This is a genomic window from Snodgrassella sp. W8158 (assembly GCF_016100435.1).
GTDB lineage: Bacteria > Pseudomonadota > Gammaproteobacteria > Burkholderiales > Neisseriaceae > Snodgrassella > Snodgrassella alvi.
In genome coordinates this window covers 28706-51938 of record NZ_JACFSM010000007.1, presented here as the reverse complement: position 1 = coordinate 51938, position 23233 = coordinate 28706, and the positions used below count along the sequence as shown (strand labels likewise).

Annotated in this window: 16 protein-coding genes and 1 tRNA gene; 8 read left to right on the top strand and 9 right to left on the bottom strand. The window is 40.1% G+C overall.

Going from position 1 to position 23233, the window contains the following annotated elements; translation table 11 throughout:
- Window positions 1–2: 2 nt before the first annotated feature.
- Genes H3V11_RS10785 through H3V11_RS10760 form a run of 6 tightly spaced genes read left to right on the top strand, consistent with a single transcriptional unit; the run spans window position 3 to window position 3152 of the window.
- Entirely contained in the window at window positions 3–455 is a 453-nt protein-coding gene (locus H3V11_RS10785; protein WP_174830859.1) for a hypothetical protein, read from the top strand.
- A 34-nt stretch (window positions 456–489) separates the two neighbouring features.
- The gene (locus H3V11_RS10780; protein ID WP_198224938.1) at window positions 490–957 is read left to right on the top strand and encodes a hypothetical protein; all 468 of its coding nucleotides are present in this window, start codon (window positions 490–492) and stop codon (window positions 955–957) included.
- 18 nt (window positions 958–975) lie between these two features.
- Window positions 976–1413 (top strand): hypothetical protein, encoded by a 438-nt coding sequence (locus tag H3V11_RS10775; protein WP_198224936.1) that lies wholly within the window; start codon window positions 976–978, stop codon window positions 1411–1413.
- Window positions 1410–1811, top strand: coding sequence for a hypothetical protein (locus H3V11_RS10770; protein ID WP_198224934.1), 402 nt, complete (start codon window positions 1410–1412; stop codon window positions 1809–1811). Before H3V11_RS10775 ends, H3V11_RS10770 begins: the two co-directional genes overlap by 4 nt.
- A 55-nt stretch (window positions 1812–1866) precedes the next feature.
- Window positions 1867–2169 (top strand): helix-turn-helix domain-containing protein, encoded by a 303-nt coding sequence (locus tag H3V11_RS12095; protein ID WP_198224932.1) that lies wholly within the window; start codon window positions 1867–1869, stop codon window positions 2167–2169.
- Window positions 2070–3152, top strand: a complete 1083-nt coding sequence (locus H3V11_RS10760) for a site-specific integrase (protein WP_198224930.1) — start codon at window positions 2070–2072, stop codon at window positions 3150–3152. The genes H3V11_RS12095 and H3V11_RS10760 overlap by 100 nt, the downstream gene beginning before the upstream one ends.
- Window positions 3153–3159: 7 nt before the next feature.
- Here H3V11_RS10760 and H3V11_RS10755 read toward each other — a convergent pair.
- From H3V11_RS10755 to phoB, 3 genes are all read right to left on the bottom strand, one after another.
- Window positions 3160–3235: transfer RNA gene (locus H3V11_RS10755), tRNA-Lys, on the bottom strand.
- Between the two features lie 13 nt (window positions 3236–3248).
- Window positions 3249–4610: a phosphate regulon sensor histidine kinase PhoR gene (gene phoR, locus H3V11_RS10750; protein WP_198224928.1), complete on the bottom strand. Its 1362-nt coding sequence runs from the start codon at window positions 4608–4610 to the stop codon at window positions 3249–3251.
- 38 nt (window positions 4611–4648) lie between these two features.
- Window positions 4649–5335, bottom strand: a complete 687-nt coding sequence (phoB, locus tag H3V11_RS10745) for a phosphate regulon transcriptional regulator PhoB (protein WP_078474191.1) — start codon at window positions 5333–5335, stop codon at window positions 4649–4651.
- Between the two features lie 982 nt (window positions 5336–6317).
- Between phoB and H3V11_RS10740 the strand changes: the two genes are divergently transcribed.
- Window positions 6318–9893 (top strand): autotransporter outer membrane beta-barrel domain-containing protein, encoded by a 3576-nt coding sequence (locus tag H3V11_RS10740; RefSeq protein WP_198224978.1) that lies wholly within the window; start codon window positions 6318–6320, stop codon window positions 9891–9893.
- A 155-nt stretch (window positions 9894–10048) separates the two neighbouring features.
- A complete protein-coding gene (locus tag H3V11_RS10735; protein ID WP_198224976.1) occupies window positions 10049–13723 on the top strand; it encodes an autotransporter outer membrane beta-barrel domain-containing protein in 3675 nt (1224 codons plus the stop codon).
- A 2245-nt stretch (window positions 13724–15968) separates the two neighbouring features.
- On the opposite strand, the gene proB is transcribed toward H3V11_RS10735, so the two are convergent.
- The 6 genes from proB to H3V11_RS10705 all read right to left on the bottom strand — a co-directional run bounded on the left by proB (window position 15969) and on the right by H3V11_RS10705 (window position 23225).
- Window positions 15969–17102 (bottom strand): glutamate 5-kinase, encoded by a 1134-nt coding sequence (proB, locus tag H3V11_RS10730; RefSeq protein ID WP_078474495.1) that lies wholly within the window; start codon window positions 17100–17102, stop codon window positions 15969–15971.
- A 129-nt stretch (window positions 17103–17231) separates the two neighbouring features.
- Window positions 17232–18674 (bottom strand): NADH-quinone oxidoreductase subunit NuoN, encoded by a 1443-nt coding sequence (gene nuoN, locus H3V11_RS10725; RefSeq protein WP_078474497.1) that lies wholly within the window; start codon window positions 18672–18674, stop codon window positions 17232–17234.
- A gap of 10 nt (window positions 18675–18684) precedes the next feature.
- A complete protein-coding gene (locus tag H3V11_RS10720; protein ID WP_084550434.1) occupies window positions 18685–20178 on the bottom strand; it encodes an NADH-quinone oxidoreductase subunit M in 1494 nt (497 codons plus the stop codon).
- 37 nt (window positions 20179–20215) lie between these two features.
- The gene (gene nuoL / locus H3V11_RS10715) at window positions 20216–22240 is read right to left on the bottom strand and encodes an NADH-quinone oxidoreductase subunit L (RefSeq protein WP_025329733.1); all 2025 of its coding nucleotides are present in this window, start codon (window positions 22238–22240) and stop codon (window positions 20216–20218) included.
- Between the two features lie 26 nt (window positions 22241–22266).
- Window positions 22267–22572, bottom strand: coding sequence for an NADH-quinone oxidoreductase subunit NuoK (gene nuoK / locus H3V11_RS10710; RefSeq protein WP_025329732.1), 306 nt, complete (start codon window positions 22570–22572; stop codon window positions 22267–22269).
- Window positions 22569–23225 (bottom strand): NADH-quinone oxidoreductase subunit J, encoded by a 657-nt coding sequence (locus H3V11_RS10705; RefSeq protein ID WP_198224926.1) that lies wholly within the window; start codon window positions 23223–23225, stop codon window positions 22569–22571. The genes nuoK and H3V11_RS10705 overlap by 4 nt, the downstream gene beginning before the upstream one ends.
- Between the last annotated feature and the right edge of the window lie 8 nt (window positions 23226–23233).

Sequence of the window (23233 nt, the reverse complement as noted above, 5' to 3'; positions counted from 1 at the left end):
CAATGGAAGCAAATAAGCAAACCGTTATCTTATTCAGAATAAGAAATACTACTTTTAATTATGAAACATTATACGAATATTTATCTGATTCAAAAGCTGTGGAGATTCTTGAAGCAGTTGAATTCGATGGATTTATAAAATTCCCCTTCTCAGCGACGGATATTATTGATGAGGCAAACAGGTATTTATATGAAAATGGTTACATTGATGAAGATGATTACTATACCGAGCGAGTAACCCCGGAGACAACGGAAGTATTGCAAAAAGTATTAGATTTAATAGCTAAAAACCACAACAACGGCAATTTGCTCATAAATGGACGTACTATACATACTCCAATAATCATAGTGCAAGAAGATATAGATTACTTTAATGAAACTAAAGAACTTAGTAGCCGTTTAAAAAAGTGGCTGAGAGAAGTTCGTAAAAGAAGTCAAAAAAAACCTAGTCGCTGAATAGCGGCTTTTTTTATCAGCAACGGAGTGAACGATGATCATTACAGTCAAAAAAGAAATATGCTTTAAAGCTAATATAGGCCTTAGTTTTAAGACTTATCCCTATGAGAATATTACTGATTGCTTAGCTAATTGTGAAGATTTACAGTCTATTCAGGCTATCGAAGTATATGAAATTATTCGAGGAAATCAGTGCTTTCCGATATCTGCTGAAAATATTTTAAGAGATGCCGATAGTATAATTTTTGAACACTATTCAGGTACTCTATATGAAGATGAGGTGCGTATTTATACAGATATTCCCGATAAAGTTAAACGGAAACTTCAGAAGATGTTAGATAATTTAGCAAAGAACTTCGGCGATGAGGATACGTGGAAACTTGGAAGAAAAATAAAAAAATCAATTAAATTGACTAAAGCAGACATAGATGAATTTAATGAAACTAGGCAAGTTAGTCAAAATATTAATTCTCAAATTGAATCACTATATAAATTTCTCTAGTTCTTAATGGAGATTACCATGATTGGCAATTATAAAAATGAACCAGATAAATATTTATATGGAGTTTGTCCTTATGGGGATAAAAATCCATATGGAAATATTTGTCATGACACAATAAAACAAGCAATTGATGCTGCGCCCCTTTCAAAAGAAAATTTACCAACAAAATTACAAATTGCTATTTTCAAAAAAGGTGACTTATTTAGACCAAGCGAATGCAATGCTTTTACTGAAGATGCGATAAAAGATTTACTGGATAAATCTAATGAGATGTTATGCCCTGAGTATTTTTATGATGCTGAATTATTTAAATTAACACCTGCTAAATTGAAAAAATTAAAAAATATTATTAATGATTATTTGGATAAGTGGATTGATACTACTGGTTGCCAAAAGGTGGGGGAACTCCTCGAAGTAATAACCTTAACTAAAAAAGACTACATCAAATACCTATGAACCAAGCCGCTTTAAGCGGCTTTTTAATTGGAGTTAAAAATAAAATGGCTAAACTAAAACAGTTAAATCACTGCAAATGGATTCATGAACAAAGCGGCATCATTGTTACAAAAGCGCCTAACGGATTTAAAGTTAAATTTCCTCAGTCCAATAATGCTGGTGCGTCTATCGTAATTTCAACACTGAAAGAAGTTAAGCAATATATTGATGGCATTATTCAGCCATGTGGTTACAATCCAGACTATCCGACGACGATACAACAGCATTTATGGAATTATGAACATGATCTCCGTTCAAATGATCCGGAGGTTGTCGAAAATGCAAAACACAATATTGCTGTACTGAATTCTTTTCTTGAAAACGGATATGAGCTATCAGACGAGTTAATACTATTTTAAATATTTCATACATGAATTTAACGCCAGCAATAGCTGGTTTTTTTAATGGGTAAAAATGGAAGATACCTTTACATGTGAAGAAGCGGCCAATCGCTGCAAATGCAAAGTGCAGACTATCAGGGACGCTATTAAAACTGGAGAACTGAGAGCAGCCAAAATTGGCAAAAGCTATGTTATCCGACAAACAAATCTTGACATTTATATTCGCAATAAAGAAGAATTGACCGCGCAGGCGGTTCAGCAACATAGGAACCGAGTATGTTACACAAACACTCAAACGGCATTTGGTATATCGATATTACAACAGAGAAAGGCAAAAGAATTAGACGAACTACTAAAACTAAAGACAAAAAACTAGCTGAAGAATACCACGACAAAGTGAAGCATGAGTTATGGCGACTGGAACGCCTGGGGGAAAAACCTAAATATCTATGGGACGACGCTGTCCTGAAATGGATAAATGAAAAAGCCGATGTTAAAAAAAGTATGAAATCTGATTTAAGTCGTCTTAGGAATCTTCAGCAGTTAAGGGGATTATATTTACATGAAATAAACCGAAACCTGATTATGGACATAATCAATGCAAGAAAATGTTCTAACAGTACTAAGAACAGATATATTGCTTTAGTGCGGTCAATATTGAATGCATGTGTTAAAGAATGGGATATGTTAGATCATGGAATTCATCTTAAGCTATTTAAAGAACCTAAAAAACGTGTGCGCTGGTTACGGGTTGAGGAAGCGTCAAGACTGCTGAAATGTTTGGATGAATTGGCACCTTACATGGCTACAATGGCACGATTTAACTTAGCAACCGGATTAAGGCAGCACAATATATTTAGTTTAAAGTGGAATCAGATTGATATGAGGAATCAAATATGTCAATACTATCCTGATGAAATGAAGGCGGATGAACCTTATGATTTAGTATTAAACGAAACCGCGATGGAAATTCTGATACGTCAGTTAGGCAAGCATAAAGAATATGTATTTGTTCACACCCGTAATAAACCAGTTCTCAGTTTAACCTACAAAACGTGGTACAAAGCTTTAGAAGCAGCAAATATTACAGATTTTCGCTGGCACGATTTAAGGCACACATGGGCAAGCTGGCTGGTACAGAATGGAGTATCGTTATATGAGTTAAAAGAAATGGGAGGCTGGCAATCGTTGGAAATGGTGCAAAGGTACGCTCATCTCGACAATGATCATTTACACGCACACGCATCGAAGATTGACAGCCTCATGCAAACTACATGTCAAAAAAATGACAAAAATGGAAACTTAATGGACTATTTACTGAAACCAAAACAGCCCGATAACTTATTGACTGCATTATGATATTTTGTGGTGGGTCGTGAGCGATTCGAACGCTCGACCAACGGATTAAAAGTCCGCTGCTCTACCGACTGAGCTAACGACCCAAGAGCGCGCATTTTAGGCAGGAGTGCGGCTGCTGTCAAGTACTTTGCTATTATTCATTTGCGGTAATATGGCACTAAAAGTGCTGCCTTTCCCAGTAATACTTTCAATCTGTAATTTGCCGCCATGTTCTGCCAGAGCGTGTTTGGCAATGGCCAGCCCAAGACCTGTACCACCGCTCTCGCGTGAGCGGCCTGAATCTACACGATAAAAGCGTTCGGTAAGATGAGGAATATGCTCCGCAGCGATACCATGACCCGTATCGCTCACTTGAAATACAATTTGCTGACTACAATCCGGCACATTCTGTTCCATATAGAGCCGGATAGTAATAGTTCCATATTGCGGAGTATAGCGTACAGCATTAAACAGAAGATTACTGAATGCATTATATAAATCCTGCTGAATTCCCTCTACCCAGATATCTGCAGCTATTTCACAGATAAAACGATGTTTATTTTCAGACAAAATTTCAGCTTCATATACCACCTGCTCAACCAGAATACTCAGGCACAACGACTGTTTACATAAAGATGCAGTAACCTGATTTTCCAGTCGTGATAAGGTTAATAAATCTGCCAGAAGATGATTCATGCGGGTTCCTTCTTTACTCATCAGTGCAATAAATGACTGACGCTGTTCCTGCGGCAAATCCGGCATATCAGTTAAAGTTTCCAGAAAGCCATTGATTACAGTTAAAGGAGTACGCAGTTCATGTGAAACATTGGCCACAAATGCCGTTCTGGTGGCATTCAACTGTTCGGCAGCAGTAATATCCTGAGTAATAATCAGTGTTGCCTGTTCATCAAACGGAGTACGGATAATATTTAATACACGTGGTAATCCGCTATTTATATTTTCAAGTGTAAGCTTTATATTCACCGATTCTGTTACCGGCTCATCCAAAAATTGCCGGAAATCACTATTTTCAATCAGATCAGCTAGCATACTGTTATTGTCTTGTTCAGCAACCAGATTCAGATGGATTGCAGCCAGATGGTTCAGCCACTGAATATGTCCATCCTCTCCAAGGATTAATACGCCCTCTGGTATGGTTTCAGCAATACGGTTAAAGCGTAACAAGGCGATACCCAGTTTCTGTTTACGCTTTTTACGGCTACGTGCCTGTAGCATCAAAGTATTGAAAATATTGTTCCAAATCCCGATCCCTTGTGGCACATTACGTAATTTCGGTCTTTCCAGCCACCGAACCAGTTTAAATAAATGATACCAGTAACCCGCCAACCACAAAAAAAACAGGCAGCACAAGCTAATCAGCATGAATTGCAGACCGCCAGTCAGCAATGACGCTACGACAACCACAATCATGGTTGCCAGTATTAAATATAAATGATGGCGCAGTTCAGACAGAAGCATGTTATTTCACAGAAGATAAATTTAAGAAGTATTTCCGGCTATGGTGAAAAGCGATAGCCGCTGCCACGCACAGTTTGTATAAGGTGGTCATGCCCCACTGTTTCAAGTCCTCGTCTTAAACGGCGGATATGAACATCTACCGTACGCTCCTCAACAAACACATGATCACCCCATACAAGATCCAGAAGCTGGCTGCGGGTGTATATCCGATCCGGATGTGTCATAAAGAAATGTAATAACTTAAATTCACTGGGTCCGAAGGGAATGGTTTGTCCGTTTACTTGTACACGCTGCTGCTGCGGATCGAGTTCCAGACCATAAATACGCAGTGGTACACTGGTTTTTTGCGGTGCACGTCGGCGCAAAAGCGCATTAATTCGCGCAATCAGTTCTCGTGGTGAGAAAGGTTTAGTAATGTAGTCATCTGCACCCAGATTCAGCCCCTGCTCTTTATCTGTTTCTTCACCGCGTGCTGTTAATAAAATAATGGGTAAATCACGACTGCGAATATCATTCCGCAGCTGCCGGATAAAATCAAGACCGGAAAGTCCGGGTAACATCCAGTCTAGTAACAGTACATCAGCCAGCCTGGCCTGCAATAACGGCTGTGCAGCTTCTACACTGGGTACACATTGCACAACAAATCCCGCCTGTTCCAGCGTAAATTGAATCAGGGTAGAAATTGCAGCTTCATCTTCCACAACCAATACCATAACTTCTGTCATATACATTTCCTGACCAGATAATTATCTATTGTGACAGATTAAGAAGAAAAACAGAAAAATACAAAGTCAGCTATCAAGAAAAAACCTGTGCCGGAACATTTCTTTGCACAGGTTCAGAATCGGAGTAACCACAGTAATGCTAACACAATATAAATTGATATCATATCGGGAAATATCTGATATACAGACATACAGCATTAATTTTAGCTGGTAAGCTGTATTTTCAATTTCGTATTGTATTTATCAGTGATTAAATAATTTCTGATTTATTATTATTAGCAAATCAATTGGTAAGATGAGACAGAATTTTGTATGTCTGATAATACTTATGCCTGATTAAACTTAAATTTTTTATCTTATTTATTCTCACAAAACTCTTCAGCAGACCATTACTTCATTTTGAAACAGCTTTTCCATATTATTACGTGCCTTAATTAATTTTTTATAAACTATCAACAATCCGCACTTACCAAATAATGTACAAGAAAATAATTTTTCTGCGGGTGTCTCTATAAAATTATTAAATATATTTTTGTTAATTTTGAAACTAATTTACAACAGGTTAAAAAAATTAAATCACCTGATTATTATTTTTATTTAATTCCATTTTCATAAAATATAGCTATTTGGTCTAAAATTTTCTTACCAAAGCATACATTTGGATGATAATACCGGCATAAAAAAATATTCTAAAGGTATAAAATTGTCTGGCTAACGCTTTTGCAGCCTGCCCTATACTGTTTAAATTTCAAACAGCATTAATGCCATTCAGCTATCATTAATATAATAATATTTTACAATTACTAACATTTAAATTCTAATTTTCATATAGTTAATTTTTTGACTTCATCAATTTTTTATAGTCGAATAAAAAAAAGATATATCTTATTTATATGTTTATAAGTTGATTTAAAAATGTATATATCTAACTACGGTGTTTGACTGAAACATAATTCTCATTTACCTGATTATCTTAGCCAATATGAATAAAATCTACAAACTTATCTGGAATGCGCAAGTACAGGCATATATCGTTACATCAGAATTAGCCCGGAAAGGGGGTAAAACTGCACGGCTCAGGCTGGTTAGCATTATAGCTGTCAGCATGGCAACTACCGGACTGGCTTATGCACAATGTCCGCTTTCAGCACCAGACAACAAAGTTTGCACAACTTTTCGAGAAAACACGCCTGTTATCAGTACATATGCTGACACTACCATCAGCGATAATCGCATTGAAAACAGAGATCCTTCCAATCAGACCATCAATACACCCGACACTGACTTAAATCAGTCGCTTACAATTATCAATCAAAATGGTGCCGGGGATTTAACAGTAAACGCCAATAATAAAAATATAACAGATATTGATGCAACAAATAACAGCCAGAATGGTGCGATTACAATTAACACCACACAAGATATGTTAACTCCTGATACTAAAGGTATTTACATTAACAGCGCAGGAACAGATGTCACACTCACAACAGCAGCCGTCCATAGCAAACAACGCAAAGGTATTAGTATCGATAATAGAGGCAGCGGTTCCACAAAAATAACAGCGAATGATGATATCATATCTGATACTGATGATGCCATTTATGCTGTCAATAATGCCGGATCAAAGGATTTAACTATTAATACTGAGGCTGTTATTGGTCAGGCACATGGTATTTATGCACATAACAATGGTAAAGGGTCAACGACACTTATCGTTAATGAAGGTATTGAATCACACACTAACGATGCTATATGGGTTAATAATGAGAATGCATCAACCCATTTAAATGTAACCACCAATGGTGCCGTTCAGGGAAATACCAATGGTATTTATGCATATAATAATGGTACTGGTAATACAACCATTAAAACTCTCAAAGATGTGCATGGAGACAATGGCGATGGAATTTTTAGCGAGAATCACGGAGGGCAATTAACTATTACAAGTGGCAATATTGAAGGTACAAGTAACGGTATTTACGCTATTAACTCTGGAAATGGTTCCACTGACATTAGATCAACTGGTAATGTTACTGCTTCATCTGGTAATGGTATCTTTGTTAATAATGGCAATAATACAAAGGGTCTGACTATAAATACTAACGTTATATCCGGTACAGATAACGGTATATATGCAACCAATAATGGAACAGGCGAAACCAGAATTGTCAATCAGGCATCAGTAACAGCAGATAAAAATACCGGTATCAGCGTAACCATTACAAATCAGGCTAACGGGCTGCGCATCGATTCACTTATTATCAATGCCGGTACTAATGGTATCGTTGCAAATAATCATGCTCTCGGTGACACAGAAATTACTTCTAACGGGCCAATTACAGCCACAAGGGGATACGGAATCTGGGCTGAAAACGGGGAACAGGCTGGAGGTATCATCATCACTCAATCGGGAGGTGCAATTAGCGGAGGAGCCAGCGGCATTAAGGTACACAATTCTGGTTCAGGTGATACTACACTTACCCTGACCAATCCAATAACTGGGGGTACGGAAGCAGGTATTTTTGTTGATGATAAACCAAACAGTAAAACAACTATTACCCTTAATACCGGTACCAAAGTTTCAGCAGCTTCTGGTCTGGCTATTCGTGATGGTGATGGTAATGCTAAGGTTACGCTGAATAGCGGTTCAAACGTCATCGGACGAATTGAGCTGGGTAACGGTAGTGACACTCTTTTCATCAATCGCGGAGCCAATATCAGTAATATTACTGTAGTCGATGGTGGGGACGATACCAGCAGTAATGACGGAATGACTGATACACTGAATATTAATCAGTCATTAACCGGTTCAACCACCGGAAATAATAATGGTACTGCCGGAAATATTGCTATTCGTAACTGGGAAAAAATCAATCTTGCTCAAAACAGTACCCTCACCCTGAGCGGAGATTTGAATACTAATCAGCTTAATATCGGGAATGGTACCACAGTCAATCTTATCGGCGCTCTAAGACAGGCACAGATTAATGGCGATGTGTTTAACTCAGGCAATATTAATCTCAATAGTAATTTCACCGGAGACAATTTAACGATTATCGGAAATTATCAGGGTAATGGCGGTAAACTGACTCTGGATCTGAAACTTAATTCTGCTTTAAAAGATAATGACAGCATTGCTGACAATACTGCCGATAAACTGACTGTTCAGGGTAATGTGACAGGTAAAACCACCATCAGATTTGCCAGCATTGATGGTCTTGGCGGCGATACCGGAAATACCAATGGCATTGAATTGGTACATATTAATGGTAACAGTACCGGAGATGCTTTTGCACTGGAAGGCGATCATTTAGACAGAGGTGCATATGAATACCATTTGTTTAAAGGTGATTTGCAGCAAAACGGGAATAACTGGTATTTACGCTCTCAAAAGCAAACAGATCCGGGTGATGGTAACTCCGGCGGAAATAATTCCGGTGGCAATAACTCTGGTGGTAACAACTCTGGTAGCGACAATTCCGGTGGTAACAACTCCGGTGGTAACAACTCCGGTGGTAACAACTCCGGTGGCAATAACGCCGGTGGCAATAACGCCGGTAACGGCAGCTCTGGCGATAGTGGTACGACAACTAAACCATCAAAACTCAGACCACTATACCGTAAAGAAGTACCATTATTTGCCGCAGTTGCCTCTCAGTTACGACAGGCCGACAGCCTTATGCTCGCTAATATGCATCAGCGTATCGGTTCTACTCCTCTGCCCGATGAACGTATGAGCTGGGGCAGAGTGATTGCCAGCCGTTCTGATATTCAGCAAAACGGGCCGGCCAATGCCCGTACTACCGGTAATTATGCCGGTTTACAACTGGGCAGTGATATCTGGAGCAACAACGGCTGGCGTGCCGGCGGATACGTCGGCTATCTGCACGGCAATCTCGATGTTGACGGCTTTACCAGCGGTATTGATACCAGAGCAGGTAAAAACACAACCAAATCTTACTTTATCGGCGCATATGGTAATTACACCCGTGAAAATGGTGCTTATGCAGATTTTGTAATACAGGGTGCCCGCCATCATGTTGATATTAAACCGGATAACAATCCTTCCGGTAAACAGAAAGGTCATGGCGTTACGGCTTCAGTAGAAATAGGTCAGCCGTTTACTCTGGGCAGCAGCAACTGGAAGCTTGAACCGCAGGCTCAGATTATTCATCAGTGGCTGGATTTAAATGATTCTGATATCAGCGGACGTACTACAGTCAGTCACGGACACAATAATGCCTGGCTCTTCCGTCTTGGCGGAAGACTCGAAGGCAGCTATCAACTGAATAAAGGAAGTCTGCGACCCTATGCCCGGGTAAATTTCTTTTACTCACCTGATGGTGCCGACCATACCAGTTACGTTACTAATGTAGCCACAACCAGATTAAATGCCGGTGCCTCTCGTGCCAGCACTGAGCTGGCAATTGGTGGTACTTACGATATTACAAACAAAGTAAAAGCTTATGGTGAAATCGGCCATACATGGTCTAATGGTGGTGATGCACATACCAAAGCGCCGGTAAATGGTTCTGTCGGATTAAAGATTAACTGGTAAATATTATTAGTAAAAATTTATTTATCATTAATTACATTCAATTCCAGGATATATGTTTGTTTCAATTAATTAAAATTATTATATATTATTGTTTTGTCATTATTTATAAACCAATCTAATTTTTATTTCATTTAAAAATGTAGGAGATAAGCAGGATGAACAAAATATATAAACTAATCTGGAATTTAAGATTACAGACTTATACAGTTGCATCAGAACTAGTACACAGTTGCGGTAAACAAAAACTGATTAAACTGACTGCTTGTTTCAGTATGTTGGCAGTCATCAATCTCGCTCATGCGCGGTGTCCGGTATTATCAACAGCAAATATAACCTGTACACAAAACAATCCCGCAAAAATCGCTACGGCGTTGACTGGTGATTCTATTCAGAATACAAACAATCGAATCCATATTTACAATAATGGAAATAGTTCAATAAATATCAATGTTACTAATGATATAAATATTGACCCATCCACAACTACAACCGATATTTCTCCAGCTATTCTGGCGGAAAACGAAGAAACTGCTACTGATATCAATATCAATACTCAAAATATCAACAGTGCAGTTGATGCCATATCTGTTTCGAATAAGGGTAGCGGTTATACTGTAATTAACACAGGTGATATCACTTCAGATAACCTGCCTGTCTATATTGATGTTGGCAAAAATGCAAAAGATATTACTGTTGCTACTAATAATTTAAAAAGTCCTGTCGGAGGTATTGTCATAGCCAATCATGGTATTGGCTCAAGTTCTGTTTATGTTAATGGTAATATTAATACTCAAAACAATGCGATCTCTGTTAATAATGATGTCTCGAGTAAAAACGTATTGATTAATGCTAATAATATCAATAGTGTTTCAGAGAGCATTCTTGTTAATAATCAAGGAACTGGATCAACCACTATTACAACAGGAAATATTAATTCAAGTAACAGTCAGGCACTTGTAGTTAAAAGTGGAAAAAATACACAAGATATATATAGTTACAATGGTAATGTTGCAGGTCTTACCGGTGGTATTGATATTAATAATGGCGGTACCGGTTCAGTCACGGTCAATACAGGCAATGTAAAAAGTGACTTGGGATCGGGTATCCGTGTTTATAACGACCTTGGTTCAAAAGATATAAATATTTATGCTCACGATATTGAAGCATCTAATTTCGCTACCCAAGCTTTCGGTATTACAGCAAATAACTATGGTACCGGTTCAACTACTATTGTGGTTAACGGTTCAATAAAAACTGGTGAAAGAGGTACTGGTATCTGGGCAGTAAATGGTCGAAAAACTAAAGATTTAACAATTATTGCTGGTAATATCAATAGTAATACTCTTGGGGGAATTTTTGCGGTTAATGCCGGTGCGGGTTCAACCACCGTAATTGCCAAAGACATTACTGCCGATAGCGGTCTAGTAGTAGCAAATGGAGTTATTGCCAAAGATTTAATGCTTCAAGCTAATAATGTCACGGGTGGTGTTGAAGTTGCAAATGAAGGTATAGATGGTTCAACTACTGTTAATGTAAATAATATTTATAACGAAAAAGGTACTGCTCTTAGTGCTATCAGCAGCAACAAAGCAAAAGATTTAATTATTCATGTTAATGATGCTATCGGATCTTTTAACACTATCGATATTTTAAATTCTGGTACCGGATCAACTTTCCTGACCACTACAGGAAATGTTATTACGACTAAAATAGATAATGTGGAAGATGCCCAACATACTACCTATAATGGAATTGAAATTCGTCATTCTAAACCTGCTTATGAACTCAATATTACTCAGCTAGCCGGTAATATTACAGGGATAAATAATGGCATTTATACTGATAATCAAGGAAGTGGTGACACTAATATACATATTGCCGGTAAAGTAAGCGGAGGAGTAGGCGCCGGTATTAAAAATACTGATGCAAGCGGTATAAATACTAATATTACATTGGAAAACGGAGCTGAAATTACCGCAAATTCTGGTATAGCAATTATGAATAATGATTCTAATGCCAATATTATAGTCAATAAGGGCGCTAGAATTTCCGGACAAGTGCTACTGAATAATGGTAGCGATACTTTCACTATTAATCAGGCTGATACGTCTGCCTTAACTCTACTCGACGGAGGAAAAAAAGATGCAGACGGATTAAATCCTGATGGACAGAAGGATATCGACACCCTCAATATCAACAGTCTGCTTACTGGTTCTTCTGCCAGTAATAGTGATATGAATAATACTGCATTACGTAACTGGACTATTATTAATGTTGGTCAGCAAGGAAATTCACCGTTATTCGGTAATTTAGCATTAACCGGAGATCTAGAAACCAGGCAATTAAATATTAATACGGGGAGCATACTAAATTTTGCAATACCTAAAAGCACTTCCCTGCAGACAGGTACTGTGGATTTATCCCGTCAGATAAATATTACTGCCGACGTAAATAATGCAGGCACAATCAGTTTTAATAACAATTATAGTGGAGATATCCTGACAATCAATGGCAACTACAACGGTAGCCCGGGTAGTCAGTTACTAATGGATATTGATTCTCATGAAAACACCGCCGATAAATTGTTGATTACGGGAGATGCTACTGGCAGAAGTACCATTAAAATAACGGACATTAATGGACTGGGAGCAGATACAACCGGCACCAACGGAATTGCTCTCATTACTGTTAAAGGAAAGAGTAATGATGCCATTTTTAGTCTGTTTAATGGCCATATTGATGCAGGTGCTTATGCATATGAATTGGTAAAAAATAATGATGACAGCAGCTGGTATCTGCGCTCAGATAAACAAACATTCTCCAGCGCCGCAAATCTTTTAAAGTCATATGATATACCTGAAGAAATTACAACCAGATCCAGACCACTATACCGTAAAGAAGTACCATTATTTGCCGCAGTTGCCTCTCAGTTACGACAGGCCGACAGCCTTATGCTCGCTAATATGCATCAGCGTATCGGTTCCACTCCTCTGCCTGATGAACGTATGAGCTGGGGCAGAGTGATTGCCAGCCGTACTGATATTCAGCAAAACGGGCCGGCCAATGCCCGTACTACCGGTAATTATGCCGGTTTACAACTGGGCAGTGATATCTGGAGCAGCAACGGCTGGCGTGCCGGCGGATACGTCGGCTATCTGCACGGCAATCTCGATGTCGACGGCTTTACCAGCGGTATTGATACCAGAGCAGGTAAAAACACAACCAAATCTTACTTTATCGGCGCATATGGTAATTACACCCGTGAAAATGGTGCTTATGCAGATTTTGTAATACAGGGTGCCCGCCATCATGTTGATATTAAACCGGATAACAATCCGACCGGCAAACAGAAAGGTCATGGCGTTACGGCTTCAGTAGAAATAGGTCAGCCGTTTACTCTGGGCAGCAGCAACTGGAAGCTTGAACCGCAGGCTCAGATTATTCATCAGTGGCTGGATTTAAATGATTCTGATATCAGCGGACGTACTACAGTCAGTCACGGACACAATAATGCCTGGCTCTTCCGCCTTGGCGGAAGACTCGAAGGCAGCTATCAACTGAATAAAGGAAGTCTGCGACCCTATGCCCGGGTAAATTTCTTTTACTCACCTGATGGTGCCGACCATACCAGTTACATTACTAATGTAGCCACAACCAGATTAAATGCCGGTGCCTCTCATGCCAGCACTGAGCTGGCAATTGGCGGTACTTACGATATTACAAACAAAGTAAAAGCTTATGGTGAAATCGGCCATACATGGTCTAATGGTGGTGATGCACATACCAAAGCGCCGGTAAATGGTTCTGTCGGATTAAAGATTAACTGGTAAGGCTTAATAAATAAAGAAGCCGGTAATTATTTCCAAAATGAATCATTTCTCTTTGTAAAAAAACAATACAAATCATATTGGTTATTCTGGTATATGCAGAATAACCAATATGCATTATTATCACCTTTTTCAATTTATATTACATAAAACAATTCAATACTATGCATTATTCCGGATCTAATATTAATTCATAATTTCAGCATCCGACGGTTTTCTTTTAAAGAAGATATTTACTGCTTAGCATGAATTTATTCTAAATAATTTATTTATAGCTCTAATTAAATCAGCACCGGTTCAGTTGATCAGGCGCAACATTTCATTAATTTTAATGGCAATTGTGGCAAACTCATTTTTGTTAATGATATATTATCTATTTGACAATAATTTACCAATATATATGAATAAGCAGAAATCTAACAGAAAAAAGTATATTATAAATAAGTTACTTTATATCCTGCTTATGGCTTTTATTTTATTCCTTCCTTTGACATGTACCTCGAAACTTGCTAAACATTATTTATATGATTTAAATTATCAGAACATATTAATGAAATTCGACTGGGAATTCGATAGGTGTATTTTACAATCTGGAAAAAAATGGGAACCATCTGAAAAACCGGATTCTAAGTGTTCATGCAAGAAAATAATTTTTAAAAACATCAATACTGAGCATAATCGGTTTGATAAAGTTACTAATGATGGATATTTATATTTCGAATCTGAGCTAGTGGGTAAAATTGTGCTAATAAATAAACCTAGCTTCTTCAATGAAGAATCGTGGCGACTCGGTACAGGAGGTGGAAATTTAGCAATTATTGATTTAAAAACAAGGGACATTTGTTACTATTATTAAGTAGCCGATAGGTATAGCGATAAACGCAGCAACCATAGCCTGAGAAGATATTTTCTACCGATATAATGGCAATCTGTCTACATGGCAGATTATGCTCAAATATCTATAAATTTATCTGATACTGAAAATGGCACTTTCTGATAACACAGACAAATTTAATGACGGTATATGTATTTATCAGACTACTTTAATCTGCCTTATTAAAAACAAATCTTAAATTGGTTGCTGTTTAAGCTTACAGCCTGCTGGTAAATATTATCTCTTTATCGGATTTGGCAGAATTTTTCAATATCCGCTTCGGCCACAGCGTAATACCATATTATCCCGATAGATCAGTTCCTGTTCTGCCATATAGCCCAATAATTCTTCTATATATGCAGAAACACCATCTTTTTCATTTTATATTACTTAAAACAATTCAATATTATGCATTATTCCGGATTTAATATTAATGCATAATTCGAGCTTCCGTCGGCTTTCTTTTAATGTAGAAAGAAGAAATTTACTGCTTAACATGAATTTATTCTAAATAATTTATTTATAGCTCTAATAAAATCAGCACCGGTTTAGTTGATCAGGCGCAACACTACATTAATTTTGATGGTAGTTATGACTAATAATTTTTTATTAATGATATATTATCTATTTGACAATAATTTACCAATCTAGATGAATAAACAAAAATTTAACAGAAAAAAGTATATTATAAAAAAGTTATTTTATATCCTGCTTATGGCTTTTATTTTATTTCTTCCTTTGAAATGTACCTCGAAACTTGCTAAACATTATTTATATGATTCAAGTTATCAAAACATATTAGTGAAGTTTCATTGGAGACTCAATATTTGTGACTCACCTTCTGAAAAATCGAAAGAAGAGTGTTCATGCAGAAATATGATTCATAACTATAAGAAAATTACTAATGATGGATATTTATATTCGGAAACTGAGCTTGTGGGTAAAATGATGATAATACATAAACCTGATTTTTTTAATGAAAAAACAACATCTACAGGTGGTTACATGAAAATTATTGATTTAAAAACAAGAGACATTTGTCTCTTTGGATCAGTCAATATATAACTGCACAACAGCGATAAACGCAGCATCCACAGCCTGAGTAGATATTTTTTCTACCGATATATTGGCAATCTGTCTACATGGCAGATTATGCTCAGATATCCATAAATTTACCTGATACTGAAAACGGCACTTTCTGATAACACAGACAAATTTAATGATGGTATATGTATTTATCAGGCCACTTTAATCTGTTTTATTAAAAACAAATTGCCCTATACTATATCTTAGATTGGTGGCTATTTAAGCTTACAGCCTGCTGGTAAATATTATCTTCTTTATTGGATTTGGCAGAATTTTTCAATATCTGCTTCAGTCACGACGTAATACCATATTATCCCGATGGATCAGTTCCTGTTCTGCCACATAGCCCAATAATTCTTCTATAGCCTGAGACGGCTGCCGCAATAAACGCCCAATTTCATGATCATTATAATTAACCAGTCCGCGGGCAATTTCTTTACCGGCCTGATTACATACTGCCACTAATGCGCCACGATCAAAATGACCACTGACAGCAACACAACCGATAGCCAGCAGACTGGAGTGCTGTGTTTTCAGTGCCTGTTCTGCACCCTCATCAACGGTTAGCTTACCAGCCAGTTGTACCTGCCCAAGTAACCATTGCTGGCGTGCGCTCAACCGGCTACCGGCCGGGGTAAATAAAGTACCCGTTTGTGCGCCTTCCAGTAACCGGACTAATACATTTTCAGCATACCCGTTGGCGATACAGGTTGCAGCACCGCTTAAAGCAGCCCGTCTTGCAGCCAGTACTTTGGTATACATACCTCCGGTGCCCACGCTGCTGCCTGCTCCGCCGGCCATACTTTCCAGGTCTGGATGATTGGCAGCAATTTTATGAATCAGTCTGGCTTCAGTATGCTTACGCGGATCTCTGTCATACAGACCATTCTGATCTGTCAGAATAATCAGTACATCAGCTTCAATCAGGTTAGTTACCAGAGCACCAAGGGTATCATTATCGCCAAGTTTGATTTCATCAATGGTAACTGTATCATTTTCATTAATAATCGGTACTACTCCCTGCTCCAGCAGAGTGCGGATAGTACTACGGGCATTTAAATAGCGGGTACGGTGACTCAAGTCATCATGTGTCAGCAGAATCTGTGCTGTCCGGATACGCAGTGATTCAAACGCAATCTCATATGCCTGAGCCAGTCCCATTTGCCCCACTGCGGCGGCAGCCTGTAATTCATTAATTGCTTTCGGACGTACCTGCCAGCCCAGCCGTTTCATACCTTCTGCAATAGCACCACTGGATACCAGTACTACCTGAATACCATTCGCACGTAATTGCGCAATCTGCTGTGCCCAGTTATTCAGGATATTCTGATCTACCCCATGTCCGCCATTGGTCACCAGACTGGAACCTACTTTTACTACCACACATTCAGTCTGGCGGATATCAAATTCTGAGTTATTCATGCTTATTATGCAGTTGTTATGTCAACGGTTGAATAGTTATTTTACCTGTGCGCATTTGTTTTGATAAGTGTGTACGGCTGTTATAAAAACAGCAGCCGTAGTGGCTGCTGTTGAAGGACTAAATTCAGATTAACTATGCAGTAATGCCTGTACACACCAGTTCATTACACCATCAGGCAAAATACCCCATAACAGCAATAATAAACCGTTAACAGATAAAACGATTTTACCGAGAAAAGTCATATTGAATACTGGTTCGGCAACAGAATCCGGATTATCGAAATAGATGGTTTTAACCACACGCAGATAATAGAAAGCACCAATCAACGACATTATTACTGCATACACAGAAACCCACAGATAGCCGCTGGCCAATAACGCTTTAATAACGGCCAGCTTGGCATAAAAGCCCATCAATGGCGGAATACCGGCCATTGAAAACATCGCCAGCAGCATTAAAAATGCATACCATGCATTTTTCTGATTCAGACCGGCAAGATCACTGATATTCTGGCATTCAACATCCTTGCCGGAGAGCAGAACCAGAATAGCAAACGCTACAGAGGCCATTAAAGCATAGGTTATTGCATAATACATAGCTGCAGCACAGCCAGACTGACCGGACAGAAGAGCCAGCATAATGAAACCCATATGGGCTACTGTTGAAAAACCAAGCATACGTTTAATGTTGGTTTGCATGATAGCAGCCAGATTACCCACAAACAGTGAGGCAATACCCAGCAGCAACAGTAATTCACGCCAGCTTTCCCACTGAGTCAGCAGACCGTAAACCAGGATACGGAAAGCGAAGACTGTAGCCGCAATTTTCGGTGCTGTACCCACCAGTGCAGCGACTGCAGTCGGCGCACCCTGATACACATCCGGCACCCACATATGAAATGGTACACCACCCAGTTTAAATACAATACCGGCAACAATAAATACCAGCCCGAGTTTCAATAACCACGGATTGGTTGTTTCCTGGCTGGCAGCAAGCACCTGCTGCAGCTGTAATGTACCTGTTGCACCGTATATCAGGGAAATACCGTATAACAGTAAACCTGAGGCCAGTGCACCAAGCACAAAATATTTCAATGCAGCTTCAGCAGCACGGCCACTATCGCGCTGCAAGGCAATTAAAGCATAAAGCGCCAGCGAAAGCAGCTCCAGCCCGACATATAAAGTCAGGAAGTGGCTGGCTGAAACCATAATATTCATGCCCAGCAGCGCAAACAGGGTTAGCGTATAGAATTCACCCTGATAAATATGTTTAGCACGCAGATAAGTCTGGCTGTAAATAAACAAGGCAATAACCAGTACATACATGCATAACTTGGCCAGTTGAGCCATGCCGTCCAGTACAAACATATCATGAAAGGCATATTGCGGCTGTTCTTTCCATACCAGACACTGTACCGCGGCGGTCAGTATCAGACCGATAACTGACAGGGTACAGGTTATCCAGCGTTGCCGGTCATTAAGCCATAAGTCCACCAGCAATACTGTAAACAGTACTACAGTCAGCACCATATCCGGTGCAGCGGGAAATATTGTTAAATCTGTCCAGTTCATTCACATTTCCTTACAGTTTGCTTTGTGCCGCTTGGACTATCAAATCATTTGCTGCCTGATGCACGACAGCGATAAACGGTTCCGGATACAAACCAAATCCCAGTACCGCTACAGCCAGAATCACCAGAATTAGCAGTTCGCGTTTGTTTACATCTTTTAATTGCGCAACTTCCGGATTTTTGATGGCACCAAAAACAACCCGTTTAAACATCCACAAGGTATATGCTGCACCATAAATCAAGGTTAACGCCGCCAGTGCACCAACCCAGAAATTGGTTTTTACTGCACCGACAATGACCATAAATTCGCCTACAAATCCTGATGTACCGGGCAAACCGGCATTAGCCATAGCAAAGAACAGCATGAAAGAAGCAAATACCGGCATACTGTTTACGACACCGCCGTAAGCTGAAATATCGCGGGTGTGCATCCGGTCATACATCACACCGATACTCATAAACATAGCGGCTGAAACAAAACCGTGCGAAATCATCTGCATAATGGCACCTTTAAAGGCCCAGTCATTCAGGTAGCCGCCGGTAAACAGGAAAAAGCCTAAAGTGACAAATCCCATATGGCTGATGGAAGAGTACGCCACCAGTTTTTTCATATCAGTTTGTACCAGTGCCACCATACCGATGTAAATTACTGCCACCAGACTGAGCACGATGATTACCGGCGCAATATAACGTGCTGCATCCGGCAAAATAGGCAGAATAAAGCGCAGGAATCCGTAACCACCTATTTTCAGAGTAATTGCCGCAAGTACCATTGAACCACCGGTCGGCGCTTCTACGTGAGCATCCGGCAACCATGTATGCACCGGCCACATCGGCACTTTAACCGCAAAAGACAGGAAGAAAGCGATAAACAGCAGAATTTGCGCCGTCATCGCAAGGTGCTTGATATTGTGCCATGCTTCAATAGAAAAACTGCCGGTCTGATTAGACAGATAGACAAAACCAACCAGCATCAGTAATGAACCCATTAAGGTATACAGAAAGAATTTGATTGATGCATATACCCGTCTCGGACCACCCCAGATACCGATAATCAGATACATCGGAATCAGCATGCCTTCGAAGAATACATAGAATACGATGGCATCCATTGCTGCAAATGCGCCATTAATCAGTCCTGACATAATCAGGAAAGCGGCCATATACTGCGCAGGCCGTTTCTGGATTACCTGCCAGCCGGCCAGAACAACCAGTAAAGTAGTAAAACTATTTAGAATCACAAACAGAACTGACAATCCATCCACACCTAATGCATAGTTGATGTTGAGACTCTCAATCCAGACATGAAATTCTTTAAACTGAAATCCGCCATTTAAACGGTCGAATTTAAAAAACAGCGGTAAGGTTATGAGAAAAGAAACCAGCGCCCCGATTAAGGCCAGCACTCTGGCTATACCTGCGTGCTTGTCTGAGCCGGTAGCCAGCACTGCGACGCCAGCCACTACAGGCAGCCAAATCGCCAAACTGAGTAAGTTATCGTACATATTTATAGCCTAAAGATACCAAGTTGAATGCCCGCAATTAACCGCCAAACATTGTTTTAAGCAACGGCCAGAAAGTCCATGCCACCAGTACAAACACACCCACAACCATTGCTGTAGCATAGGTATAGATGTATCCGGTCTGAATACGCCGTATCAGCGCTGCTACAGCAGCGACAACGCGTGCAGCACCATTAACAATTAATTTATCAATAATGAAAACGTCGCCAACTTTCCAGAACAACGTTCCCAGCAGACGGCTGCCTTTGGCAAACACGTTATAGTAAATAGTATCCAGATAGTATTTATTATCCAGCAGGGTATAAACCGGACGTATAGATGCGGCAATTCTGGCCGGAATCTGTGGTTTTTTCATATAGAAGAACCACGCCAGTACAACACCGGCAATCACCAGCCATAACACAGGAGTTGTCAGACTGTGCAGAGCCATAGCAAATATGCCGTGGTACTCTTCCTCTACGGATGCCAGTGCAGGATGTGCAGCACTGTTAATAAAAATCACATGCTGATAAAAATCACTGAACAGCATGGGCTTCATTGCCCACATACCTACAAATACTGAAGGGATGGCCAGCAAAATCAGCGGAATGGTTACCACCAGCGGGCTCTCATGCGGATTATCCTGTGGTTTCAGTCCATGATGTTCTTCTGCATGATGATGTTCGCTATGTTCGGCTTTGCGCCACTTTTCTTCACCATGAAATACCAGGAAATACAATCGGAATGAGTAGAATGCGGTGACAAACACACTAGCTACCAGCGCTACATAGGCCACACTACTGAATGGCAGCGTTGACGCTTTTACTGCCTCAATAATTGAATCCTTGGAATAGAAACCGGAGAAAAATGGTGTGCCAATCAGCGATAATGAACCAATTAGCATACAAATCCATGTTACCGGCATGTATTTACGCAATCCGCCCATATGACGCATATCCTGATCATGGTGCATACCCATAATCACACTACCGGCGGCCAGAAATAACAGTGCTTTGAAGAAAGCATGGGTCATGACATGGAAAACAGCAATATTATAGGCAGAGGCACCTAAGGCTACCGTCATATAACCTAACTGTGACAAGGTTGAATAAGCAATCACCCGTTTGATGTCATTCTGAATCATACCCAGAAAGCCCATAAACAGCGCAGTAATGGTACCGGATACCATAATCACACCCAGAGCAGTATCAGACAACTCATACAGGGGTGACATACGAGACACCATGAAAATACCGGCTGTTACCATGGTTGCCGCATGAATCAGAGCTGAAATCGGTGTCGGACCTTCCATTGAATCCGGTAACCAGACATGCAACGGAAACTGTGCCGATTTACCCATTGCGCCCACAAACAGCAAAATGCAGGTAACGGTAATCAAAGACCACGGATGACCGGGAATCAGTTCGATAGTGGCATTTTTAACCTGATCAATATGCTGAAAAACATCAGCATAGCGAAGGCTGCCGCCGAAATAAGCCAGTACCAGACCAATACCCAGTACAAAACCGAAGTCGCCGACACGATTAACCAGAAATGCTTTCAGATTGGCAAAAATAGCACTGTCACGTTTAAAGTAAAAGCCAATCAGCAGGTAAGACACCAGCCCTACAGCTTCCCAGCCGAAGAACAACTGAATGAAGTTATTACTCATTACCAGCATCAGCATGGAGAAAGTAAACAGTGAGATATAGCTGAAAAAGCGCTGATAGCCGTCATCATCACTCATATAACCGATAGTATAGATATGCACCATCAGCGATACACTGGTCACAATCACCAACATAGTGGCAGTGAGGGTATCAATCAGAAACCCTACTGAGAAGTCCAGACCGCCCATGGTCAGCCATGTATACACATTTTCATCAAAGGGCTGACGGGTTCCGGTCATAAAACCATAGAGTACCCAGGCAGACAGTACTGCCGAAACGGCTACGCCTGCTATGGTAACGCTATGCGCACCTTTACGGCCGATCAGCTTACCGCATAAACCGGCCAGTAATGAACCGATGAGCGGAGCCAAAGCAATAATCAGATAAACACTCATAATTTTTCTCTCGTTCCTCTCACCTGTTAGCCTTTGAGACTATCCAGATCCTGTACATTAATGCTCTGACGGTTACGGAAAATCAGAACCATAATTGCCAGACCAATAGCAGATTCGGCCGCAGCAACTGTCAGAATAAAAAAGACGAAAATCTGTCCGGCGGTGTCGCCGAGATAACGGGAAAAAGCCACAAAGTTAAAATTTACCGCTAACAGCATTAACTCGATTGACATCAGTAATACGAGCACGTTTTTGCGGTTCATAAATATACCCATGGCAGAAATAGCAAACAGTATTGCGCTGAGCACCAGATAATGGGTTAAGGTAATCATGCTTTCTGCTCCCCTTCAGTTGCTTCTTTACTTGCTTCTTCAGTTACCGGTGCAGTGATTTCAGGCTGCATTTTCACCATACGGAAACGATCTTTTGCCTGTACTTTAACCTGTTCGGCCGGATTGGTACGACGAGGATTGTATGTCTGCCGGTGAACCAGAGCTATTGCGGCCACCATCCCCAGCACCAGCAATACAGCCGCCAGTTCAAACGGTAACAGATAGGTAGTGTAAATCTGCATCCCCAGATCATGCACATTGCTGTAGTCTGCAGGCAGCGGAGAATCCTTACCCAGACTCGCCAGATTCAGTTGCGGATTTACCAGAATAACAATCAGTAAGGCAGCAGTCAGGATACCCACCAGTGCTGCAACAGGTGCATGCCGCCAGAAGCCGGCGCGCATCTGCTCAACATCAATATTGAGCATCATGATGACAAACAGGAACAGCACCATTACCGCACCCACATACACCACTACCAGTACAATGCCGAGAAATTCAGCCTGCATCAGAATCCACATCATGGCACTGGCACAGAATGTCAGAACCAGAAACAAAACCGCATGTACCGGATTTTTGGCAATAACTGTATTTATCGCGCCAAACAAAATCACGGCGGCAAATACATAAAACAGAATTAATGGTAAATTCATGACCACCT